The 17,604-nt window shown below is 72.7% G+C and carries 13 protein-coding genes; 11 read left to right on the forward strand and 2 right to left on the reverse strand.

Annotation, left to right across the window (positions count from 1 at the left end; genetic code table 11):
• The first annotated feature begins 40 nt into the window (after positions 1-40).
• Complete coding sequence (locus tag O7634_RS27395) at positions 41-904, forward strand: TylF/MycF family methyltransferase (protein ID WP_278153002.1); 864 nt, start codon at positions 41-43, stop codon at positions 902-904.
• A gap of 158 nt (positions 905-1,062) precedes the next feature.
• Here the strand turns inward: O7634_RS27395 and O7634_RS27400 are convergent, their stop codons facing one another.
• On the reverse strand, positions 1,063-2,112 hold the full coding sequence (locus O7634_RS27400; RefSeq protein WP_278153003.1) for an LCP family protein: 1,050 nt from the start codon (positions 2,110-2,112) through the stop codon (positions 1,063-1,065).
• 179 nt (positions 2,113-2,291) lie between these two features.
• On the opposite strand from O7634_RS27400, the gene O7634_RS27405 reads away from it, so the two are divergent.
• The 6 genes from O7634_RS27405 to O7634_RS27430 all read left to right on the forward strand — a co-directional run bounded on the left by O7634_RS27405 (position 2,292) and on the right by O7634_RS27430 (position 8,206).
• The gene (locus O7634_RS27405; RefSeq protein ID WP_157563444.1) at positions 2,292-2,441 is read left to right on the forward strand and encodes a peptidase; all 150 of its coding nucleotides are present in this window, start codon (positions 2,292-2,294) and stop codon (positions 2,439-2,441) included.
• On the forward strand, positions 2,438-2,980 hold the full coding sequence (locus tag O7634_RS27410; protein ID WP_278153004.1) for a hypothetical protein: 543 nt from the start codon (positions 2,438-2,440) through the stop codon (positions 2,978-2,980). Before O7634_RS27405 ends, O7634_RS27410 begins: the two co-directional genes overlap by 4 nt.
• Positions 2,970-4,556 (forward strand): glycosyltransferase, encoded by a 1,587-nt coding sequence (locus O7634_RS27415; RefSeq protein WP_278153005.1) that lies wholly within the window; start codon positions 2,970-2,972, stop codon positions 4,554-4,556. Before O7634_RS27410 ends, O7634_RS27415 begins: the two co-directional genes overlap by 11 nt.
• Positions 4,557-4,562: 6 nt before the next feature.
• A complete protein-coding gene (locus O7634_RS27420; RefSeq protein WP_278153006.1) occupies positions 4,563-5,426 on the forward strand; it encodes a choice-of-anchor P family protein in 864 nt (287 codons plus the stop codon).
• A gap of 6 nt (positions 5,427-5,432) precedes the next feature.
• Positions 5,433-6,593 (forward strand): UDP-N-acetylglucosamine 2-epimerase (non-hydrolyzing), encoded by a 1,161-nt coding sequence (wecB, locus tag O7634_RS27425; protein WP_278153007.1) that lies wholly within the window; start codon positions 5,433-5,435, stop codon positions 6,591-6,593.
• Between the two features lie 128 nt (positions 6,594-6,721).
• The gene (locus O7634_RS27430; RefSeq protein WP_278153008.1) at positions 6,722-8,206 is read left to right on the forward strand and encodes an acyltransferase; all 1,485 of its coding nucleotides are present in this window, start codon (positions 6,722-6,724) and stop codon (positions 8,204-8,206) included.
• A gap of 55 nt (positions 8,207-8,261) precedes the next feature.
• Here O7634_RS27430 and O7634_RS27435 read toward each other — a convergent pair whose 3' ends face one another.
• Positions 8,262-10,136, reverse strand: a complete 1,875-nt coding sequence (locus O7634_RS27435) for an adenylyl cyclase (protein ID WP_278153009.1) — start codon at positions 10,134-10,136, stop codon at positions 8,262-8,264.
• A 600-nt stretch (positions 10,137-10,736) separates the two neighbouring features.
• On the opposite strand from O7634_RS27435, the gene O7634_RS27440 reads away from it, so the two are divergent.
• Genes O7634_RS27440 through O7634_RS27455 form a run of 4 tightly spaced genes read left to right on the forward strand, consistent with a single transcriptional unit; the run spans position 10,737 to position 17,602 of the window.
• Positions 10,737-12,188: an APC family permease gene (locus O7634_RS27440; RefSeq protein ID WP_278154099.1), complete on the forward strand. Its 1,452-nt coding sequence runs from the start codon at positions 10,737-10,739 to the stop codon at positions 12,186-12,188.
• Positions 12,189-12,241: 53 nt separating this feature from the next.
• Positions 12,242-13,285 carry a hypothetical protein gene (locus tag O7634_RS27445; protein WP_278153010.1) on the forward strand — a complete coding sequence of 348 codons (1,044 nt, stop codon included), beginning with the start codon at positions 12,242-12,244 and terminating at the stop codon, positions 13,283-13,285.
• Between the two features lie 59 nt (positions 13,286-13,344).
• Positions 13,345-14,523: a histidine decarboxylase gene (locus O7634_RS27450; RefSeq protein ID WP_278154100.1), complete on the forward strand. Its 1,179-nt coding sequence runs from the start codon at positions 13,345-13,347 to the stop codon at positions 14,521-14,523.
• Between the two features lie 37 nt (positions 14,524-14,560).
• Complete coding sequence (locus O7634_RS27455) at positions 14,561-17,602, forward strand: BTAD domain-containing putative transcriptional regulator (RefSeq protein ID WP_278153011.1); 3,042 nt, start codon at positions 14,561-14,563, stop codon at positions 17,600-17,602.
• Positions 17,603-17,604 lie beyond the last annotated feature (2 nt).

Raw genomic sequence — 17,604 nt, forward strand, 5'->3', positions numbered from 1 at the left:
CCCCCTGACCACACCCGACACTGACAAGGAGAAACTGCCGATGAGTGAGATGTTGGTGCCCGCGCAGGCGTCGAAGCCGACGCTCGACGACCCTCGCGCGCTCTACTGCGACCTGCTGAAGAAGGCGCTGACCAGGTACGTCTTCCGCGAGACGTGGATGCCCTACCAGCCCCGCCAGGGGTCCCTGCACGGCCGGCTCTACCAGCGCGGCCGGCACCTGCTGCAACGCAGGGGACTGGAGCTGGTGCTCCGGTTCCCGTTCGACGCGGAGGCACGGGCCACCGGCCGGGACTGGCCGCCGGAGGCGGAGACCATGATCGGCCTACGCCGGCTGGACAACCTGGAGCGGTGCATCGCCGACGTGCTGGACCGGGGCGTGCCCGGCGACCTGATCGAAACCGGTGTCTGGCGGGGTGGCGCGACGATCTTCATGCGCGGGATGCTGCGCGCGTACGGCGACCGGGACCGCACCGTGTGGGTCGCCGACTCGTTCCGCGGCCTGCCGAAGCCGGACCCGCGGCGGGTCGAGGATGTCGAGGACGCGCTCTGGCAGCAGCCCTTCCTGGCGGTGTCGTTGGAGCAGGTGAGGGCGAACTTCGAGCGGTACGGGCTGCTCGACGACCGGGTGCGTTTCCTCAAGGGTTGGTTCGAGGACACCCTGCCGGACGCTCCGGTGGAGCGGGTCGCGGTGATGCGTCTCGACGGCGACCTCTACGACTCCACGATGGTCGCGCTGCGCTCGCTCTACCCGAAGCTGTCCGTCGGCGGGTACGTCATCATCGACGACTACCACGCGGTGCGCGGCTGCAAGCAGGCCGTCGACGACTTCCGTGCGGAGCACGGCATCGTCGACGAGTTGCACCAGGTGGACTGGACGTGCCGGTACTGGCGGCGGTCGCGCTAGCCGGGAGTCCTCGGCCCCGATCGGGGCGGCCGTGCTCCGTGAAGCGGTATACCTCAGAGGCATGTTCATGCCTCTGAGGTATACCGCTCACTATCGTCTCCGCCCCGGGTGCGGTGACCGTCGGCCACCGCCGCCGCGACGGCGGGCGGGGTGGCCGGCTAGTTGGCCGGTGGCGTCTGCGGGTTCGCGGCGAGCCACTGCGCCACGCGGTCCTCGCGCAGCGCGGCGAAGAGCGCCGGGGCCCGCGCCTCGTCCAGTCGCACCGCCGACCCGGCCGGGGTCTGCAGGTTGGGGTCGCTGAACGGGACGGTGACGAACTGCACCGACTCGGGCTTCACCCGTCGCAGCGCGAGGGCGAGGTCGGTCAGGTTCAGGTCGCGGTCGACGATCAGCGACTCGGCCGCCGTGGTGAGCACCCGGTCGAGCCGGGTCGGGCTGGTGAGCAGGCTCGTCGCGGTGACCCGCTCGGCGATGGCGCGCACCACCAACTGCTGGTCGTGGATCCGCCCGAAGTCACCGCCGGGCACGCCGTGCCGCTGCCGCATCAGGTCGTCGGCCGCCTTGCCGTCCAGGTTGTGGCATCCGACCGGCCAGGTCACGCCGGTGTCCGAGGACGTGACGGTGTACGGCAGGCAGACGGTGACGCCCTCCACGGCGTCCACGAGCTTGCGTACGGCGGCGAAGTTCGCCACCAGCACGCCGTCGAGGGGCAGGCCGGTGAGCTTGGCGACCGTCTCGGCGGCCAACGCGGGGCCGCCGAACGCGAACGCCGCGTTGATCTTGTTCGGTCCGCCGGCCCAGGCCTCCCCCGCCGCCGGCACGTCGACGTAGCTGTCCCGGGGGATGGAGACGACAGTGGCGCCGTCGCGCGCGGCGTTCACGTGCACCAGCATGATCGTGTCCGACCGTTGCCCCGGGTAGCGGCCCTGGTCCGGCTCGCCGTCGCGGGAGTCCGACCCCAGCAACAGGAGGTTGAGCGGGCCCGACTCCCACCGCCGCTCGTCGCGCGGGCCGGTGCCCGGTCCGAGGATGTCCTGGCGCTGCACCCGGCTCTCGTACCGGTGCTTGAGGCCGAAGCCGGCCGCGACCAGGCCCGCGCAGAGCACGGCGAGCAGGACGAGCAGGGCGATGCCCGCCTTCTTCCAGCCCGCCATCGACCGCCACCGGGACGTCGGCGGGACCACCCGGCTGGGGGTACCGACCACCATCTCGACCACCTCCGCACCACTGTCGGAAACGCCGGAACCTGTTGTGGGGCAAGGGAAACCGCGCCGGCCTTCCCACCCTCGGGGGCATTTAATCACTCTTTAGGGTCTCTATGCTCTTTTATCCTTTTTGACCGATTTGGCGGTGCCATCCTGACCTTCGAGTTGACGAGGGAGTGGGCATGTACGGAGTACCTACCAAGGGGCCACACATCGGCGGCGGCCTCGCCGCCACCGGGGTCGCCATCCAGTCCTGGCTGCTGGTCGGCGTCGGACTGGTCGTGCTGGGCGTGGCGTTGTGGCTCGTCGCCATGCTGGGTCGCGAGCGATGACCGGATCCCGCCGTGGGTCCTGGCTGCGCGCCTGCGCGGGCGGCCTGATCGGCGTCGCCGTCGCCGTGGTGACACTGTGGCGCTGGCACGACATCGCCAGCGGCGAGGCGTGGCTGAACGCCCAGCTCGTCAGGGCCGCCGGCCTGGCGGACACGAAGTCGATCGGCGCCGCCGTCATCTTCCCGCTCGACGAGCGCTGGGTCGGCTTCATGGTCTCCAGCGGCTGCTCGGTCGCCCTGCTGCTGATCCCGCCGATCGTGCTCGCGTCGACCCTGATCGGGTTCCGGCGCATTTCGATGTCCCGGGGACTGAACGCCCTGGCGCTGGCCGTCGTGCTGCTGGTCACCGTGAACCAGATCCGCCTCGCGGCGGTGGTGGTGTCGATGCAGACCTGGGGCTTCCAGCTCGGCTACGAACGCAGTCACGTGCTGATCGGCTCGGTGATCACCACCGCCGGCCTGATCGCCGTGACCATCCTGTTCGTCGTCCTGGTCGGTCGGACCAAGCGGATCCGTGGGGCGGTCGCCGGTGTCCACTGAGACGCAGTCGCTCGCGCTGCTCAACACGGCGGCGTTCCTGCTGTGCGTCAGCTTCTGCGCGTACGTGCTGAGCATCCTGGTGTTCCACCTGAAGAGCGGGCGTAGTCGGGGTGGCAGCCCGGACGGCTTCGACTGGCACGTCATCGTGCCCTGCCGCAACGAGGCGTCGGTCATCGGCGAGACCGTGCGGCGGCTGCTCTGCGACTTCCCGCAGGTGACCGTCTGGTGCGTCGACGACGCGTCCGACGACGGCACGCTGGCCGAGCTGGAGGCCTTCGCCGACCAGCCACGGGTGCACGTGGTCCGGCGTCAACTGCCGGACGCGCGCCAGGGCAAGGGCGCCGCGCTCAACGCCGCCTGGCGGCGTATCGAGCAGTGGCTGCCCGCCGACGCGGACCGCACCCGGGTGATCGTCGGCGTGCTGGACGCGGACAGCCGACTCGACCCGCAGGGCCCCGTCGCCCTGGCCGGCCGGCAGTACTTCGGCACTCCGGACGTCGGCGCCGTACAGGTCGAGGTGCGGATGCTCCAGTGCGCGCCGCGCCGCTACGCCCAGGCGACAGCCACCAGCCGGTGGGGACGACTGCTGGTCCGGCTGCAGGACATGGAGTTCCGCGCGCCGATCGCGGCCATGCAGTCGCTGCGCCGGCGTACCGGCAGCGTCGCCATGGGCGGCAACGGGCAGTTCACCAGGCTGTCGCTGCTCGACGAGATCGCCGAGCAGCACGGCACGCCGTGGCACGGGGCGCTGTTGGAGGATTTCGAGCTGGGACTGCACATCCTGCTGGCCGGCGGGCGCACCGAGTACTGCGCGGAGAGCTGGGTGGCCCAGGAGGCGCTGACCCGGATCCGCCCGCTGGTCCGCCAGCGCACCCGCTGGGCCCAGGGATCGATGCAGTGTGGCCGCTACCTCGGCCGGGTGCTGCGCTCCTCGCGCATCCGCAACTCCGCGACGCTGGAGATCGCGCACTTCCTGGCCGCGCCGTGGACCCAACTGCTGGGCACGCCTGTCTACCTCGCCTGCCTGGTGGTGTTGACCTACTACATCGACAACACCGCCGGCGGCCTGCGGGGCTGGTGGAACAGTGGCGGCTGGGGCGTACCCCCGTTGGTGCTCGTCTTCGGCATCGGACCGTTCGCCCTCTGGGGCATCGTCTACCGGGCCCGGTGCGAACCGCAGCTGTCGGTGTCCAAGGCCCTGCTGCTCGGCATCTGCCACTGGCTCTACAGCTACGCCCAGTCGCTGGCGGTCTGGCTGGCCTTCGCCCGCATGCTGACCGCCCGTACCGACTGGCAGAAGACAGCGCGTGCCGCCGACCCGCAGCCACCGTCGGCCCCGGTCCGGGCCGTCGGCCGGGCGTCCGTGACCGCGACGCCGGCACCCCGGTCAGCCTCCGTCGGCACGGCGACCGTGCCGCCCCAGCCGCCCCAGCCGCGCCGGCTGCTCCCGGCGCGGCGGCCCCGCCGAGGCGGCGACGGGCCACGGTCCATCCGGCCACCCCGGCACCTGAGCCACCTCACCCACCCGACCACCCCCACCACAGACCGCCCCACCATCGCCCACGTCAGAAAGTAGACATCTATGCCACGAGTTAGATCCGGCCTCGCCCGCACCGCGGCGGTGCTGGCCGGCGGCCTCGCCCTGGCCGTCCTGGCGGCCTCCCCGGCCATGGCGGACACGTCCCAGTCCTCGGCGTCCGCGCTCCAGATCAGCCTGCTCGGTGGTGGTGTCGCCAGCTCCGGCACCGCGTCGGCCAGCAACGACGGCACCACCGAGTCGATCTCCGGCAACCAGAATCCCCCACTGGCCGTGCTCGGCGGCCAGACCGTCATCACCGCCGGGGTACTGGCCCAGAACGTCCGGGCCTTCAACGACGGCACCTCGGCGGCCTGCGCCGGCGTGCTCGGCGTGGGCGGCACGGTGACCATCGGCCCTGGCGGATCGTGCCTGGTCACGCCCGGCGCCGCGGTGACCCTCAACCTCGGCACCAACGGTCTGGCCACCATCGCCCTGGTCGCCGATGCCATCTACTCGTCGTGCACGGCCACCAGCAGCCCATCGGCGACCGGCACGACCTCGCTGGTCAACGCCCGGATCACCTCGACCCTGCTGGGCATCGAGACGACGCTGCTGAACCTGCCGGCGAACCCGGCGCCGAACACCGGACTGAGCGTGCCGGGGCTCATCGACCTGACGCTCAACGACCAGACCAGCTCGGACGTCGGCCAGCTCACCGTCACCGCGCTGAACCTCACGGCGCTCGGCGGCGCGCTGGCCGGGGTGACCATCGGCACGTCGAGCTGCGGCGTCAACGCTGTCGCGCCGCCCATCCCGGTGATCCCGCTCGCCGGGGCGCCGCTCGCGCTCGGCATCGGCGCGCTCGTGGCCGGCACCACCGGCGGGTTCTCGCTCTACCGGCGTCGCCGCGCGGCACCCGGGAGCTGACCCGACATGTGTGCGAGCAGGTCGACCACGCGAGAGGTCCTGATCCTGGCCGGCACCAGGCCGGAGGGCGTCAAGACCGCGCCTCTGATCCGCCGTCTCCTCGACGATCCGAGGTTCACGGTACGGGTGGCGGACACCGGCCAACAGCCGGGACGCGTCGCCGAGGCACTCGACCCGTTCGACCTCCGTCCGGAGGTGAGCCTGCGCCCGCAACGGCGCACCGGCTCGCTCGCCGAGCTGGCGGCGGCCCTGATCACGGGGATCGACGACCTGCTCACACACCACCGTCCAGCGGCGGTCGTGGTGCAGGGGGACACCACGACCGCCCTGGCCGGCGGGACCGCCGCGTTCTGGCGGCGCGTACCCATCGTCCACCTGGAGGCCGGCCTGCGGACCAACGACCTGGACCGGCCGTTCCCGGAGGAGGCCAACCGGGCGATGCTCGCCCGGATCGCGGCGCTGCACCTGGCGCCCACCGAGGCGGCCCGGGTGAACCTCCTCGGCGAGGGCATCCCCGCCTCCGCCATCGCGGTGACCGGCAACACCGTCGTGGACGCGCTCGCGGACCTCGTCGACAGGGGCGTGGCCCGGCCGCCGGACTGGATCGATCCGGCCCGAAGGCTGGTGGTGGCCACCGCGCACCGGCGGGAGCACTGGGGGCACGGGGTGGCGGCCACCATCGACGGGCTCCGCCGTCTGGCACGACGGCGCCCCGACCTCCAGATCGTGATGGTCGCGCACCCGAACCCACGCCTGAGCGCGGAGGTCACCGCGGGCCTCGCGGGCGTCGCCAACGCCCGCGTCACCCCGCCGCTGGCGTACCCGCAGATGGTCGGGCTGCTCCGGGTGGCCGACCTGGTCGTCACCGACTCCGGTGGGCTCCAGGAGGAGGCCGCCACCCTGGGGGTTCCGTTGCTGGTCACCAGGGACACCACGGAACGTCCGGAGGCGCTGGCGGCCGGCCGGGGCGAGCTGGTCGGCACCGATCCGGAGCGACTGCTGTCGGGAGCGCTCCGGCGCCTGGCCACGGGTCGCGGGTCGGCGGTCGGCTCGCCGTTCGGTGACGGGCGGGCCGCGCACCGGTGCGTCACCGCGATGGCGGGGCTGCTGGGTGTGCCGACCCCGCGCATCACCCAGCGCCACCGGACGGCCGCAGCGGTCCCGTGACGCCCTCCCGATTTGGACAATCATCCGAATATCCGGACAAACCTCCTTTACCGCCTGATAATTGGCACATCGATCGGTGGCGTTCCCACCGACGGTCCGAACAGGTCAGTGATCAGAGGAGTCGTCAGGTGCAGGCGTGGTTCAACGGGCAGCGGTCTCCGACTCTGCAGGGCAGATACTCGGCCCGGCACAACGCCTTCGGCGTGCTGCGCCTGGCGATGGCCTGCGGTGTGATCATCGCGCACGCCGGGCCGCTGGGCTTCGGCCAGGCGAACGTCGGGGCCGCGACGTTCGGCCGACAGAGCGACCTCGGCACCATGTGCCTGTACGGGTTCTTCCTGATCTCCGGCTTCCTCATCACCGACAGCGCGCTGCGCTCCACGCTGCGCCAGTACGTCCGTGCGCGCGTCCTGCGGGTCTTCCCGGGGCTGTGGGTCTGCCTGCTGGTCACCGCCTTCGTCTTCGCCCCACTGGCGGCGCTCTACGAGAACGGCAACCTCGACGGGTTCTGGGGGCACCCGGAAGGGCCGTTCGACTACGTCACGACGAACATCCTCGCCTCGATGGAGCAGTTCCCCATCTCCGGGCTGCTGGCCGACACCCCGTACGGGCAGATCGTCGGCGGGCCGAGCGCGTTCGACGGGTCACTGTGGACCCTTCGGTACGACCTGGCGCTCTACGCGGTCGTCGGCATCCTCGTGGTGACCTCGGTGTTGCACCGCGCCCCGCGCGCGGTGCTCGTCCTGACCGTGGGCAGCTACGCGCTGATCCTGGCGGACTTCCTCGCCGCGCCGACCTGGACCTCCCGCCCCGCGCAGCACGGCGCGATCGGGCCGTTCCCGCTGATCGGGTCGTTCGCCGCGGACTGGACGTTGATGCTCGGCTTCTTCTTCCTGCTCGGCGCCGCAGCACGCCTGTACGCGCACCGCGTCCCGATGACCTCCGAGCTTGCCGTGTTGGCCGGTGTCGTGCTGGTCGGCTCGCTGTGGCTGGGCGGGTTCTTCGCCGTGGGCCTGCCGGCGTTCGCCTACCTCGTGCTCTTCGCGGCGGTAGCGCTGCCGAAGCGGCTGTCCACGATCAGCCGTCGCAACGACTACACCTACGGCATCTACATCTACGGCTTCCCGGTACAGCAGATGGTCGCCCTGTTCGGCGGCGCCCGGTTCGGGATGCTCGGTTACATCGTGCTGAGCCTGCTCGGCGCCCTGCTGTTCGCCGCCCTCTCCTGGCACCTGGTGGAGCGTCCCGCGCTCGGGCTGAAGACCGGCAGCGGGCGCGCGCGGCACCGGGTCGCCAGGCAGGCCGCCCGCCGACGCCCGCTGACGACTCCCGGCCCGGAGACCGTGCGGAGCCCGGAGGGACGCCCGGGAACCAGTCGCGCCGGGCGACACCAGGCCGGTGCCCGGCACAGCCGGTCGGCCAGGAACGCGCTGCCGGTGCGGAGCACGTCGCGTCGCGCCAGCCGGTCCCGCGAGACGGACCTGACGTTCCTGGTCGCGCCGGGACGGGCGCCGCAGGGGGCCGCGCCAACCGGTTCGGGAACGCCGAGCGGGCAGGCCCCGACGGAACGGTCGGACCGCGAGCAGATCACCGTCACGCCGTCAGCACAGTGATGCCGACGGGGCCGGAGCCATCGCGGCTCCGGCCCCGTCGGTACGCCTAGATTCGCTACGACGTCGGATACTCCCGCAGGTAGACCGGAGCGCCGACCCTTGTCGTGTCGGCCGGATCGCCGACGCCGTTGACCACGTGGTCGATGGTCCCGGCGCTGAGGTTGACGGTCATGATGTGGCGCAGCCGCACACCCGGCCGGTTCGGCACCTCGAACCCGTTCTCGGTGTGGATCGACGGGTTGTTCTGGTTGAAGACGTACACCCCGCCGCCGTGCAGGGTGTGGTGGCGCACCCGGTCGGCGACCTTGTAACCGGCCCACCCCTCGACCGCGCCGTTCATCCAGTCGGCCTGCGTCGGCGGGTCGTACGGCAGCTCGTTCTGATAGAGGATCGTGGTGCCGTGCTCGCCGTTCCAGACCGTGTTGTAGCGCTGGAAGTGCTCGACGAACAGACCGGTCGCGGTGACGTGGTCGCCGTTGATGACCGCGCCGTAGCGGCCGGTGTTGGTGCGCCACCGGTCGGTGTCGCCGTTGACGCCCTCGGTGAAGCCCTCCACGCCGTGGTCGCCGCGCCACACCCAGGTGTGGTCGATGAGCACGTCGTCGCTGTTGACCTCCAACGCGGTGTGCGTCCGGCCGATGTGCGGGCCGCCGACCCGGAAGTACACGTCGGACAGCGTTGTCGGGTTGGCCGGGCTGCTGGCGTTGTGACCGTGCGGACGGCCGACACGCAGCAGCACCGGCGACTCGACGGTTCCGGCGTCGATGGTGACACCGGCGACGATCACACCGGGCACACCGGCGACGTCCAGCGGGACCGCGCCGTTCACGGCGGTGAGCGTGGCGTGCCCGATGCCGAGCACCACGGTGTCCGGACGTCGGACCTCGATACTGCGCGCGATGTCGTACACACCGGGGGTGAGCAGCAGGTGCTTGCCCCGCGCGAGCTGACTGTTGATCACGCGCACCGGGTCGGACGGCTTGGCGACGAAGAAGTCGTCGATCCCGATGGTTCGCCCCGGCGTCAGGCCGCCGGCCCAGGAGACGCCCCGGCTGTCCCGCCGCGCCGAGGGCACCCGTACCTGGTAGCGACCCTTGCCGTCGACGAAGAGGTACGGCTTCTCCCGACTGACCGGCGTGGTCTCCAGGGTGGTGTACGGCGGGTCCGGGAACGTGGCGTCGTCCGGTGCGCCCTCGACACCGGCGAAGACCTGGTTCCACACCGCGTTCGACCAGCCGGCGACCTCGCTGTTGCGGGTCAGCCACTGCTGCTGTGAGCCGTTGGTCGTGGCCGGCAGCCGCGAGTCGGCGATGAATCCGCCACTGGCGTACTGCGGGCCGGCGGTGCAGTAGTCCATCAGGGACAGCCCGCCACCGTCGATGTTGAGCCGACGCATCGACACCGCCTGGGACACCGCCCAGAAGTTCGCCGTCGACCGACAGCCGTCCTGACCGGTCGCGTTGACGGTCAGGGAGAGGTTGGACAGGGTGCGCCAGAAGTTGACCAGCGCGAGGCAGTTGCCGGTGCCGCCGTCGGCCAGGCAGCGGTTGTAGACCTCGAGTTTGCCGTTGACGGTGACGTCGGTGGGCGCGGCGCCGAGGCCGGAGACCTCGGTGTAGTAGCCGACCCGGGCCTGCAACGGCTGCTCGGCGGTGCCGTAGGCGCCCGGCCGGAACAGGTAGGCGTGCCGCTCGGCGCCCATCTCGTTGTCGACCTGCCGGGCGTGTGCCGCGTCGAGGGTCCGCTGGATCTCGTCGACCGGCATCGACGGGTCGAAGACCGTCACGTTCGGACCGAAGTCGGGCGTGCCGTGCGTCGGTCGGCCGGCGACGGCCGGCGCGCCGGACATCGTGACGGCGGTGGTCAGCGCCACCGCGAGCAGGAGGGTACGCGCGGATCTCCGGCGCGTACCCCGGGACGGGATTGTCATGTGGTTCGTCCTCTCCGCTGGCCGGACCGCAGTTCCGGAGCAGCTGGGGGCGGTGAGAGCGCTCTCTTTCCTCCGCGATCGGAACCGGTCCGGGAACGAGGAGGTTGATACGTTTCTACCCGTCGAATCGATCGCACGCCATGAGCGGCACGTTCGAATATCAACAGACCAGATACGCGGCACTACGGATAGCCGACGATAACGATCTCCAGTAATGTGTCCCCGGCACCCCCGGTGATCATTCAGTCACCCGCTTGACGCACGTTGTCTGCCCCTTCCGGAGGACCCCATCATGCTGAGCCTGACCGGCCCGGCCGCTTCGTCCGTCCACTCCAGATCAAAGATTTTGCGCACGTGGTGGAGAAGCGCCCGTTCTTGGGGATCATCGGGACCCACCGAACCGCTCGCCGGGCGCGAGACGTGGTCGGGGCACGCGATCCGCCGGGAGTGGCCACACGGACAGCGGGGATCGACGGCGTCGGCCCGGTGGCTGATCAATCCACAGGAGAGGGCCGGCGTGCGGCGTCCGGACCGGTCGGGACTCCGATCCGGTCCGTGGCCGATCGTCACGGCTCGTAGTGCGGGAGGCTCGCGGTGAGCATGCATGTGCAGGTGGCGCTGGCGCGGAAGACGCTCAGCGCGTGGGGTATGGGCGTCTTCGGCGCCGCGGCGTCGGCGCCCATGGTGGTGCTCGTCGGCGGCATCGTCGCCACCTACGCCAGCACCCAGGTGACCACCGTCCCGCTGGTGTTCCTGCTGGTGGGCAGCGTCGTCGCGCTGCTGCTGGTCGGCTACACGGCGATGTCGCGGCAGGTGCCGCACGCCGCCGCCTACTACGCCATCCTCACCCGGGGGTTGAGCCGGCGGTGGGGCGTGGCCGGTGGCGCGGTCGCCCTGGTCGCGTACAACGCCATCCAGATCAGCCTCTACGGGCTGCTCGGCGCCACCCTGGCCAGCCTCATCGGCGGAAGCTGGTGGGTCTGGGCCGGCGTCGGGCTGGTCCTGGTCGCCGTGCTGGGGGTACGCGCCGTCGCGCTCTCCACAGTGCTGCTGGCGGCCGTCCTGGCGGGCTCGCTGGTGATCATCGTGCTCTTCGTGGCGTCGGCGCTGGCCGATCCGGCCGGCGGCACGCTCTCCTGGCAGGGTTTCGCGGTCTCCGGGCTCGGCGTCAGCGGCATCGGTGGCGCCGTCGCGCTGTGCCTGGCCGCGCTGATGGGCGTGGACGCCCCCGCGAGCTTCGCCGAGGAGAGCCGGGACAACTCGGGTGTGACCCGGGCGGTCTTCGCCGGCGTGCTGTTCCTGACCGTCGTGTACGCCGGGACGGCGTGGGCGATGGGCGTCGCGGTCGGCACGGACCGGGTGGCGGCCGTCGCGGCCGACCCGGAGGGTGGCCTGCCGTTCTCGGTGCTGGAACGAGGGCTCGGCGGCTTCCTGACGCCGCTGGCGCAGATGATGCTGATCCTCGCCATCGTCACGTCCCTGCTGGCCTTCCACAACGTGGTGGCCCGTTACGTGTTCGCGATGGCCCGCGAGGGGGTGCTGCCGGCGGCCCTGGCCCGCTCGGGCAGCGGCACCCGGGTCAGCGCCCCGGTCGGCGGGTCGCTGCTCCAGACCGGGATCGCCGCGGTGGTGGTGGTCGTCTTCGCGGCGCTGCACGCCGATCCGGTGGCGACCCTGTTCACCTGGCTGTCCACGCTCGGCGCGCTCGGACTGCTCTGCCTGCTGCTGGCCGCCTCGGTCGCGGCGGTCGGCGCGCGCAACGGGGTGCTGTCCAGGGTCGGGGCCGGCACGTCCGTCATCGCGCCGCTGTGCGGCGTCGTCCTCGGCGCTGTCGTCCTCGGCGCGATGGTGGTCAACGTGGGGTCGCTGCTCGGCGCCGCCGAGGGGTCCTGGTCCCCCTTCCTGCTGCCCCTGATCATCGCGGGCGCCGCGCTCGGGGGAAGCCTCTGGGCGGGTGTGCTGCGGCGCTCCCGTCCGGACGTGTACCAGGGCATCAGCCAGGGCCGCCCAGACACCCACGCCGTGCCGGATGACGTCGGCGTCACCTTCTAGGACCGAGGTAGCCAATGACCTACCCGACGACACCACCCTCAGGGCGACACCACATGAACGTGGACGAGCGCGGCAGACCGACGGTCAACCAGCCGCCGGCCGAGTACGCCGGCGACGGCCCGACGGCGCGGCGCACCCCACCGGCGGGCAGCGCCGGGGGAAGCTGGACCGGGCAGCCCGGCTACGACCCCGATCCCCCGTTCGACGCGACCAGGCGCTGGGCCCGGCCGCCGGCCTACGAGCCGGAACCGCAGGCGGGCGCGCCACAGCGGTGGTCGCCGCCACCATCGCCGGAGCCGCCGCACCTCCCGCCGCCGATCGCCCCGCCGGCGCCGCCCGTGCCGAGCGAACCCGACGAGTACGGCCCGCAGGAACGCGTCTGGGTGGACCTGCGCCTGCAGGTGGCGTCCCGCCTGCGGGGCGTCAACGCCCGGCACTGCCACGAGGCCTTCGACCGTATCGGCAAGCGCAACGCTCTCGGCCCGCACGGGGTGGTGCTGTTCTACACCACCCCCGACCAGCACATGCCGCACGGATACCGGCTGTTGATCGCCACCCGGCTCTTTCTCGCCGGCCCGGAGTCCGACGACCTGCCCCGGGTGCTGCACGACCTGTCCCGCACGGCCGCCGGCAACGTCGCCCGGGCCACCGCCCAGGGCCGGCGGTGGGACCCGCGCGGTCCGGAGGGCTCGATGGTCAACGGCGGTGACCTGGACATGCCCCGCGACGCCTCCTATGTCGGCGTGGGCGTGACCACCCTGGACAGCGACGAGGGACCATGGCACACGGTGGCCAACTCGGTGCGGTCGCAACCGCTGAACACGCCGCGCCCCCGATCGGTCTTCGACCTGTCCGGGCAGGGACTGGCCTGGTTGATCGACGGCACCGCGCTGCGCATGGTGCGCGACCCGCACCGGCGCCTCGGCGACGACGGCATCACCAGCAACCGTCGCCTGGACGCCTCCCGCCGCTGGCCCTACGACCCGTACGCCGACCTCACCGAGCAGGGTGACCAGTGGCTGCGCGCCGCCTGGGCGCAGCTCAACGGGCTGCACCGGATCCTCACCGAGCACCTGGTCCCCGGACGGCCTGCGTGAGCGCACCGGAGCCGCCGGCCGAACTGGACGCCGCCGCCGTCGACCTGCGGTCCGACAGCATCAACGTGGCAGCGGTGGTCCGGGCGCTGCTCGACAACGCCGCCGACGGGCAGCGCACCGCCATCGGGTTTCCCGGGGCGGTGGACATGGACTACAGCGCGGTTCTGCCACTGTTCGGGCGGCTGTTCAACAACGTCGGCGACCCGCTGTCGGATCCGGGCGGCACCGCGCACACCAAGGTGCTGGAGCGCGCGGTGGTCGACTGGTGCGCGGACCTGCTCGCCCTGCCGGCCGACGACCGGTGGGGCTACGTCACCGCCGGGGGCACCGAGGGCAACCTCGCCGCGCTGCACGCCGCGCACCGCCGGCACCCGGACGCTGTCGTCTACTACTCCCGGGCGGCGCACTACTCGGTCGGAAAGATCCTCGACATCATCGGCGCCCCGGGTGAGCTGGTCGACGTCGACGAGGGTGGCGAGATGGACTACCGGCACCTCGCCACCCTCGTCGGGTGGCGCCGCCACCGCCCGGCGATCGTCGTGGCCACGGCCGGCACGACGATGACCGAGGCCGTCGACGACCCCGCCCGTGTGGACGCCGTGCTGCGGGAGGCCGGTGTGGACCGGCGGCACGTGCACGTCGACGCCGCCCTCGCCGGCATCCCGCTCGCCCTCGACGGTGTCCTGACCCTCGCGCCGGGCAGCGGCGTGGACAGCATCGCCGTGTCAGGTCACAAGTTCTTCGGCACCCCGATCCCGTGCGGTCTGGTGCTGATGCGCGACAGCATCCGCAGGCCGGGCCGGCACGTCGCCTACACCGCCACCCTCGACACCACGGTCAGCGGCTCCCGGTGCGGGCAGGCCGCCGCGCTGCTGTGGTGCGCCATCGCCGCGCACGGCCGGGACGGGCACCGGGCCCGCACCGCCCGTGCCCGGGACCTCGCCGCGTACGCCGTGGAGCAGCTCACCGCGATCGGTTGGCCCGCCTGGCGCCACCCGCACGCCTTCACCGTCGTGCTGGCCACCCCGCCGGCAGCGGTCACCGGCAAGTGGCTGTTGGCCACCGACGGTTCGTGGTCGCACACCATCTGCATGCCCGGCGTCACCCGGGGCCAGATCGACGCCCTCGTCGCCGACCTGCAGACCGCGAGCCGCGACGGCGTGCCGGTGCCGCAGCAACGGCGGTCGTCGCAGACCGCGGCCCCGCAGACCGTGGCCCCGCAGCCCGCCGGCGCCTAGCTCACGGTCGGCAGCGGGACGCCGCCGCGCGGCTAGGATGACCGCCGTGCAGTTCGGGGTGCTCGGGCCGCTCGCCGTGACCACCGACGCCGGCGAGCCGGTGGTGGTGCCCGGCGCCAAGGTCCGTGCGTTGCTCGCCGACCTGCTGGTCAACCGCAACCAGGTCGTCTCGGCGGACCGCCTGGTCGACGACCTGTGGGCAGACGATGCCCCCGCCAACCCGACCGGCGCCCTCCAGGTGCGCGTGTCGCAGCTGCGCAAGGCGCTCAACGACGCCGAGCCGGGCGCCCGCGAGCTGGTCGAGTCCCGCCCGCCCGGCTATCTGCTGCGGGTCGACGCGCTCGACGTGGTCCGGTTCGACGAGTTGGCCCGCAGCACCGACGTCGACCGGCTCACCGAGGCGCTGTCGCTGTGGCGCGGCGACGCGTACGCCGACGTCGCCGACGCGGAGTTCGTCCGGGCCGAGGTGGCCCGCCTGACCGAGCAGCGCCTCGTCGTGCAGGAACGGCTCGCCGCGGCCCGGCTGGCCCGGGGCGAGCACGACCTGGTCGTCGCCGACCTGGCCGAACTCGTCGCCCGGCATCCGCTCCGCGAGGGCCTGCGCGAGGTGCAGCTGCGCGCGCTGTACGCCGCCGGTCGCCAGTCCGAGGCGTTGGACAGCTACGCCGAGCTGCGTGAGCTTCTCGCCGAGGAGCTGGGCCTCGATCCCGGCCCGGAGCTGGTCGCCCTGCACCGCAGGATCCTCGAACAGGACGCCGGCCTGAGCCCGCCGCCGAAGGCCACGACCCTGCGCGACAACCTGCCGCCCCCACTCGACGAGCTGGTCGGACGGGCCGAGGCGCTGGCCGAGCTGCGGGCCCTGCCACCCCGGCAGCGGTTGGTCACGCTCGTCGGGCCGGGTGGTGTCGGCAAGACCCGCCTGGCCACCGAGACGGCCCGCGCGCAGAGCTTCCCCGACGGCGTCCACCTCGTCGAGCTGGCGCCGCTGCCGGCGGGCGACGCCCGCGTGGCCGAGCACGTGCTCGGCGCGCTCGGCGTGCACGAGGGCGGCGGTAGGGACCTGTCCCCCACCGACCGGGTGGTCGCGGCCCTGCGGCACCGGCACCTGCTGCTGGTGCTGGACAACTGCGAACACGTCGTCGAGCCGGTGGCCGCGCTCGTCGCCCGGCTGCTGCGCGACGCGCCCGACGTGCGCGTGCTGGCGACCAGCCGGGAACCGCTGGGGCTGACCGGGGAACTGCTCTGGGAGGTACCCCCGCTCTCCGTGCCGGACGACGCGGACCTGGACGCGGTCCGTCGCTCGGCGGCGGCGCGGTTGTTCGTCGCCCGCGCCGCCGCGCGGCAGCGCGGCTTCCGACTCGACGCGCGGACCGCGCCGGCGGTGGCCCAGCTCTGCCGCCGCCTCGACGGGCTTCCCCTGGCGTTGGAGCTGGCCGCCACCCGGGTCCGCGCGCTCGGTGTCCGCGGGGTGGTGGACCGCCTCGACGACCGGTTCCAGCTGCTCAGCACCGCGCAGCGGGACCTGCCGGCCCGGCAGCGGACGCTGACCGCGGTGATCGGCTGGAGCTGGGACCTGCTGGACGAGCCCGAGCGACAGGTGCTCGCCCGACTGGCGGTGTTCCCGGACGGCTGCGCCCCGGAGGCCGCCGAGGAGGTCTGCCGCACCGATCTGGACGTCCTCGCCCGGCTGGTGGACAGGTCGTTGGTGGTGCTCGACGACTCCGGCGCGGCCCCCCGCTACCGACTGCTCGAATCGGTGGCCGCGTTCTGCCTGGAGCGACTGCGCGACGCCGACGAGGTACGCGCCCGCCACGCCGCCCACTACACCCGGCTGGCCGAGACCGCCGACGCCGGGCTGCGCGGCGCCGACCAGCGGCGGTGGCTGGCCCGCCTGGACACCGAGACCGGCAATCTGCGGTCGGCGCTGGCGCACGGCGGCGGCCTGCGGCTGGCGGTCGCGTTGAGCTGGTACTGGTTCCTGCGCGGTCGGCTCACCGAGGCGCGACGCGCGTTGGCGGTGCCCGGCGCTCCGGAGCAGGAGGCCCGCGCCGCGGCCTGGCGGGTCGGCTTCGCCCTGGCACAGGGCGAGACGATCGCACCGGACGAGGTCCGCGCCGCGGTTGCCGCCACCCCGGACAGCCACGCCGCGTGGTTCGCCGCCAACGCGGTGATCGAGAACGGCGACCTGGCCCTGGCGGCGGAGCTGCTGCCCACCGCCACCACCGACCGGTGGACCGAGGCCGCGGTGCTCACCTCGCTGGCGCACATCGCACACGCCAACGGTGACCAGACCGCCCTGGAGCGCACCGCGACCCGTAGCGCCGCGCTCTTCGCCGATCTCGGCGACCGGTGGGGTCAACTCCGGGCAACCGAATGGGTGGCAGGGCTGGCCGACATGCGGGGCGAGCACGAGCGTGCCGTCGCGCTGCACCGGGAAGGGCTGCGCTGGGCCGAGGAGTTGGCGTTGTGGCCCCAGGTCTGCGCCGAGCTGTCCTGGCTGGCCTGGCTCGCCGTGCAGACCCGCGACTACGCCCAGGGTCGCGAACTCGCCGAACGCGCCTACGGCCTGGCGGTGGAGCAGGGTTCGCCCGGCGCGCTGATCTTCGCGGAGATGAGCCTCGGGCTGGCCGCCCGCCGCGACGGCAAGCTCGACCTGGCCGTCACCCACCTCACCCACCTCGCCGACCTGGGCCGAGGAGAAAGCAGACCCGCGCTCTACCTGCCGATGATCCTCGTGGAGCTGGGCTACGCCGTCGAGCTGGGCGGTGACCCGGACGCCGCACTGGCCCTGCACATCGAGGCGTTCGACACCGCCGAGGCGATCGCCACGACGCGCGACGCTGTCGGCCCCCTGGAGGGCATGGCGGCGGCGGTGCGCTCCCCCGAGGTCGCCGCCCGCCTCCTGGGCGCCGCGGCCGCCGCCCGGCTCGCCGCGCGGTCCCCCGCCGCCCCGGCCGAACGCGACGACATCGACCGGGTGACCGCACGACTGCGGGCCGAGCTCGGGCAGGAACGCCTCGACGCGCTGGTCGCCGAGGGCGCGACGCTGAGCCCGGGCGAGGCCCGGGCCCAGCTCTGACC

This window comes from Micromonospora sp. WMMD1120, assembly GCF_029626235.1.
Taxonomy (GTDB): domain Bacteria; phylum Actinomycetota; class Actinomycetes; order Mycobacteriales; family Micromonosporaceae; genus Micromonospora.

Excerpts from the sequence above, each read along its gene's own strand:
- O7634_RS27420 (WP_278153006.1), top strand. The coding sequence starts at position 4,563 with ATGCCACGAGTTAGATCCGGCCTCGCCCGCACCGCGGCGGTGCTGGCC.
- O7634_RS27410 (WP_278153004.1), top strand. The coding sequence starts at position 2,438 with ATGACCGGATCCCGCCGTGGGTCCTGGCTGCGCGCCTGCGCGGGCGGC.
- O7634_RS27405 (WP_157563444.1), top strand. The coding sequence starts at position 2,292 with ATGTACGGAGTACCTACCAAGGGGCCACACATCGGCGGCGGCCTCGCC.
- O7634_RS27400 (WP_278153003.1), bottom strand. The coding sequence starts at position 2,112 with ATGGTGGTCGGTACCCCCAGCCGGGTGGTCCCGCCGACGTCCCGGTGG.
- O7634_RS27455 (WP_278153011.1), top strand. The coding sequence starts at position 14,561 with ATGACCGCCGTGCAGTTCGGGGTGCTCGGGCCGCTCGCCGTGACCACC.
- O7634_RS27445 (WP_278153010.1), top strand. The coding sequence starts at position 12,242 with ATGAACGTGGACGAGCGCGGCAGACCGACGGTCAACCAGCCGCCGGCC.
- wecB (WP_278153007.1), top strand. The coding sequence starts at position 5,433 with ATGTGTGCGAGCAGGTCGACCACGCGAGAGGTCCTGATCCTGGCCGGC.
- O7634_RS27395 (WP_278153002.1), top strand. The coding sequence starts at position 41 with ATGAGTGAGATGTTGGTGCCCGCGCAGGCGTCGAAGCCGACGCTCGAC.
- O7634_RS27440 (WP_278154099.1), top strand. The coding sequence starts at position 10,737 with ATGCATGTGCAGGTGGCGCTGGCGCGGAAGACGCTCAGCGCGTGGGGT.
- O7634_RS27435 (WP_278153009.1), bottom strand. The coding sequence starts at position 10,136 with ATGACAATCCCGTCCCGGGGTACGCGCCGGAGATCCGCGCGTACCCTC.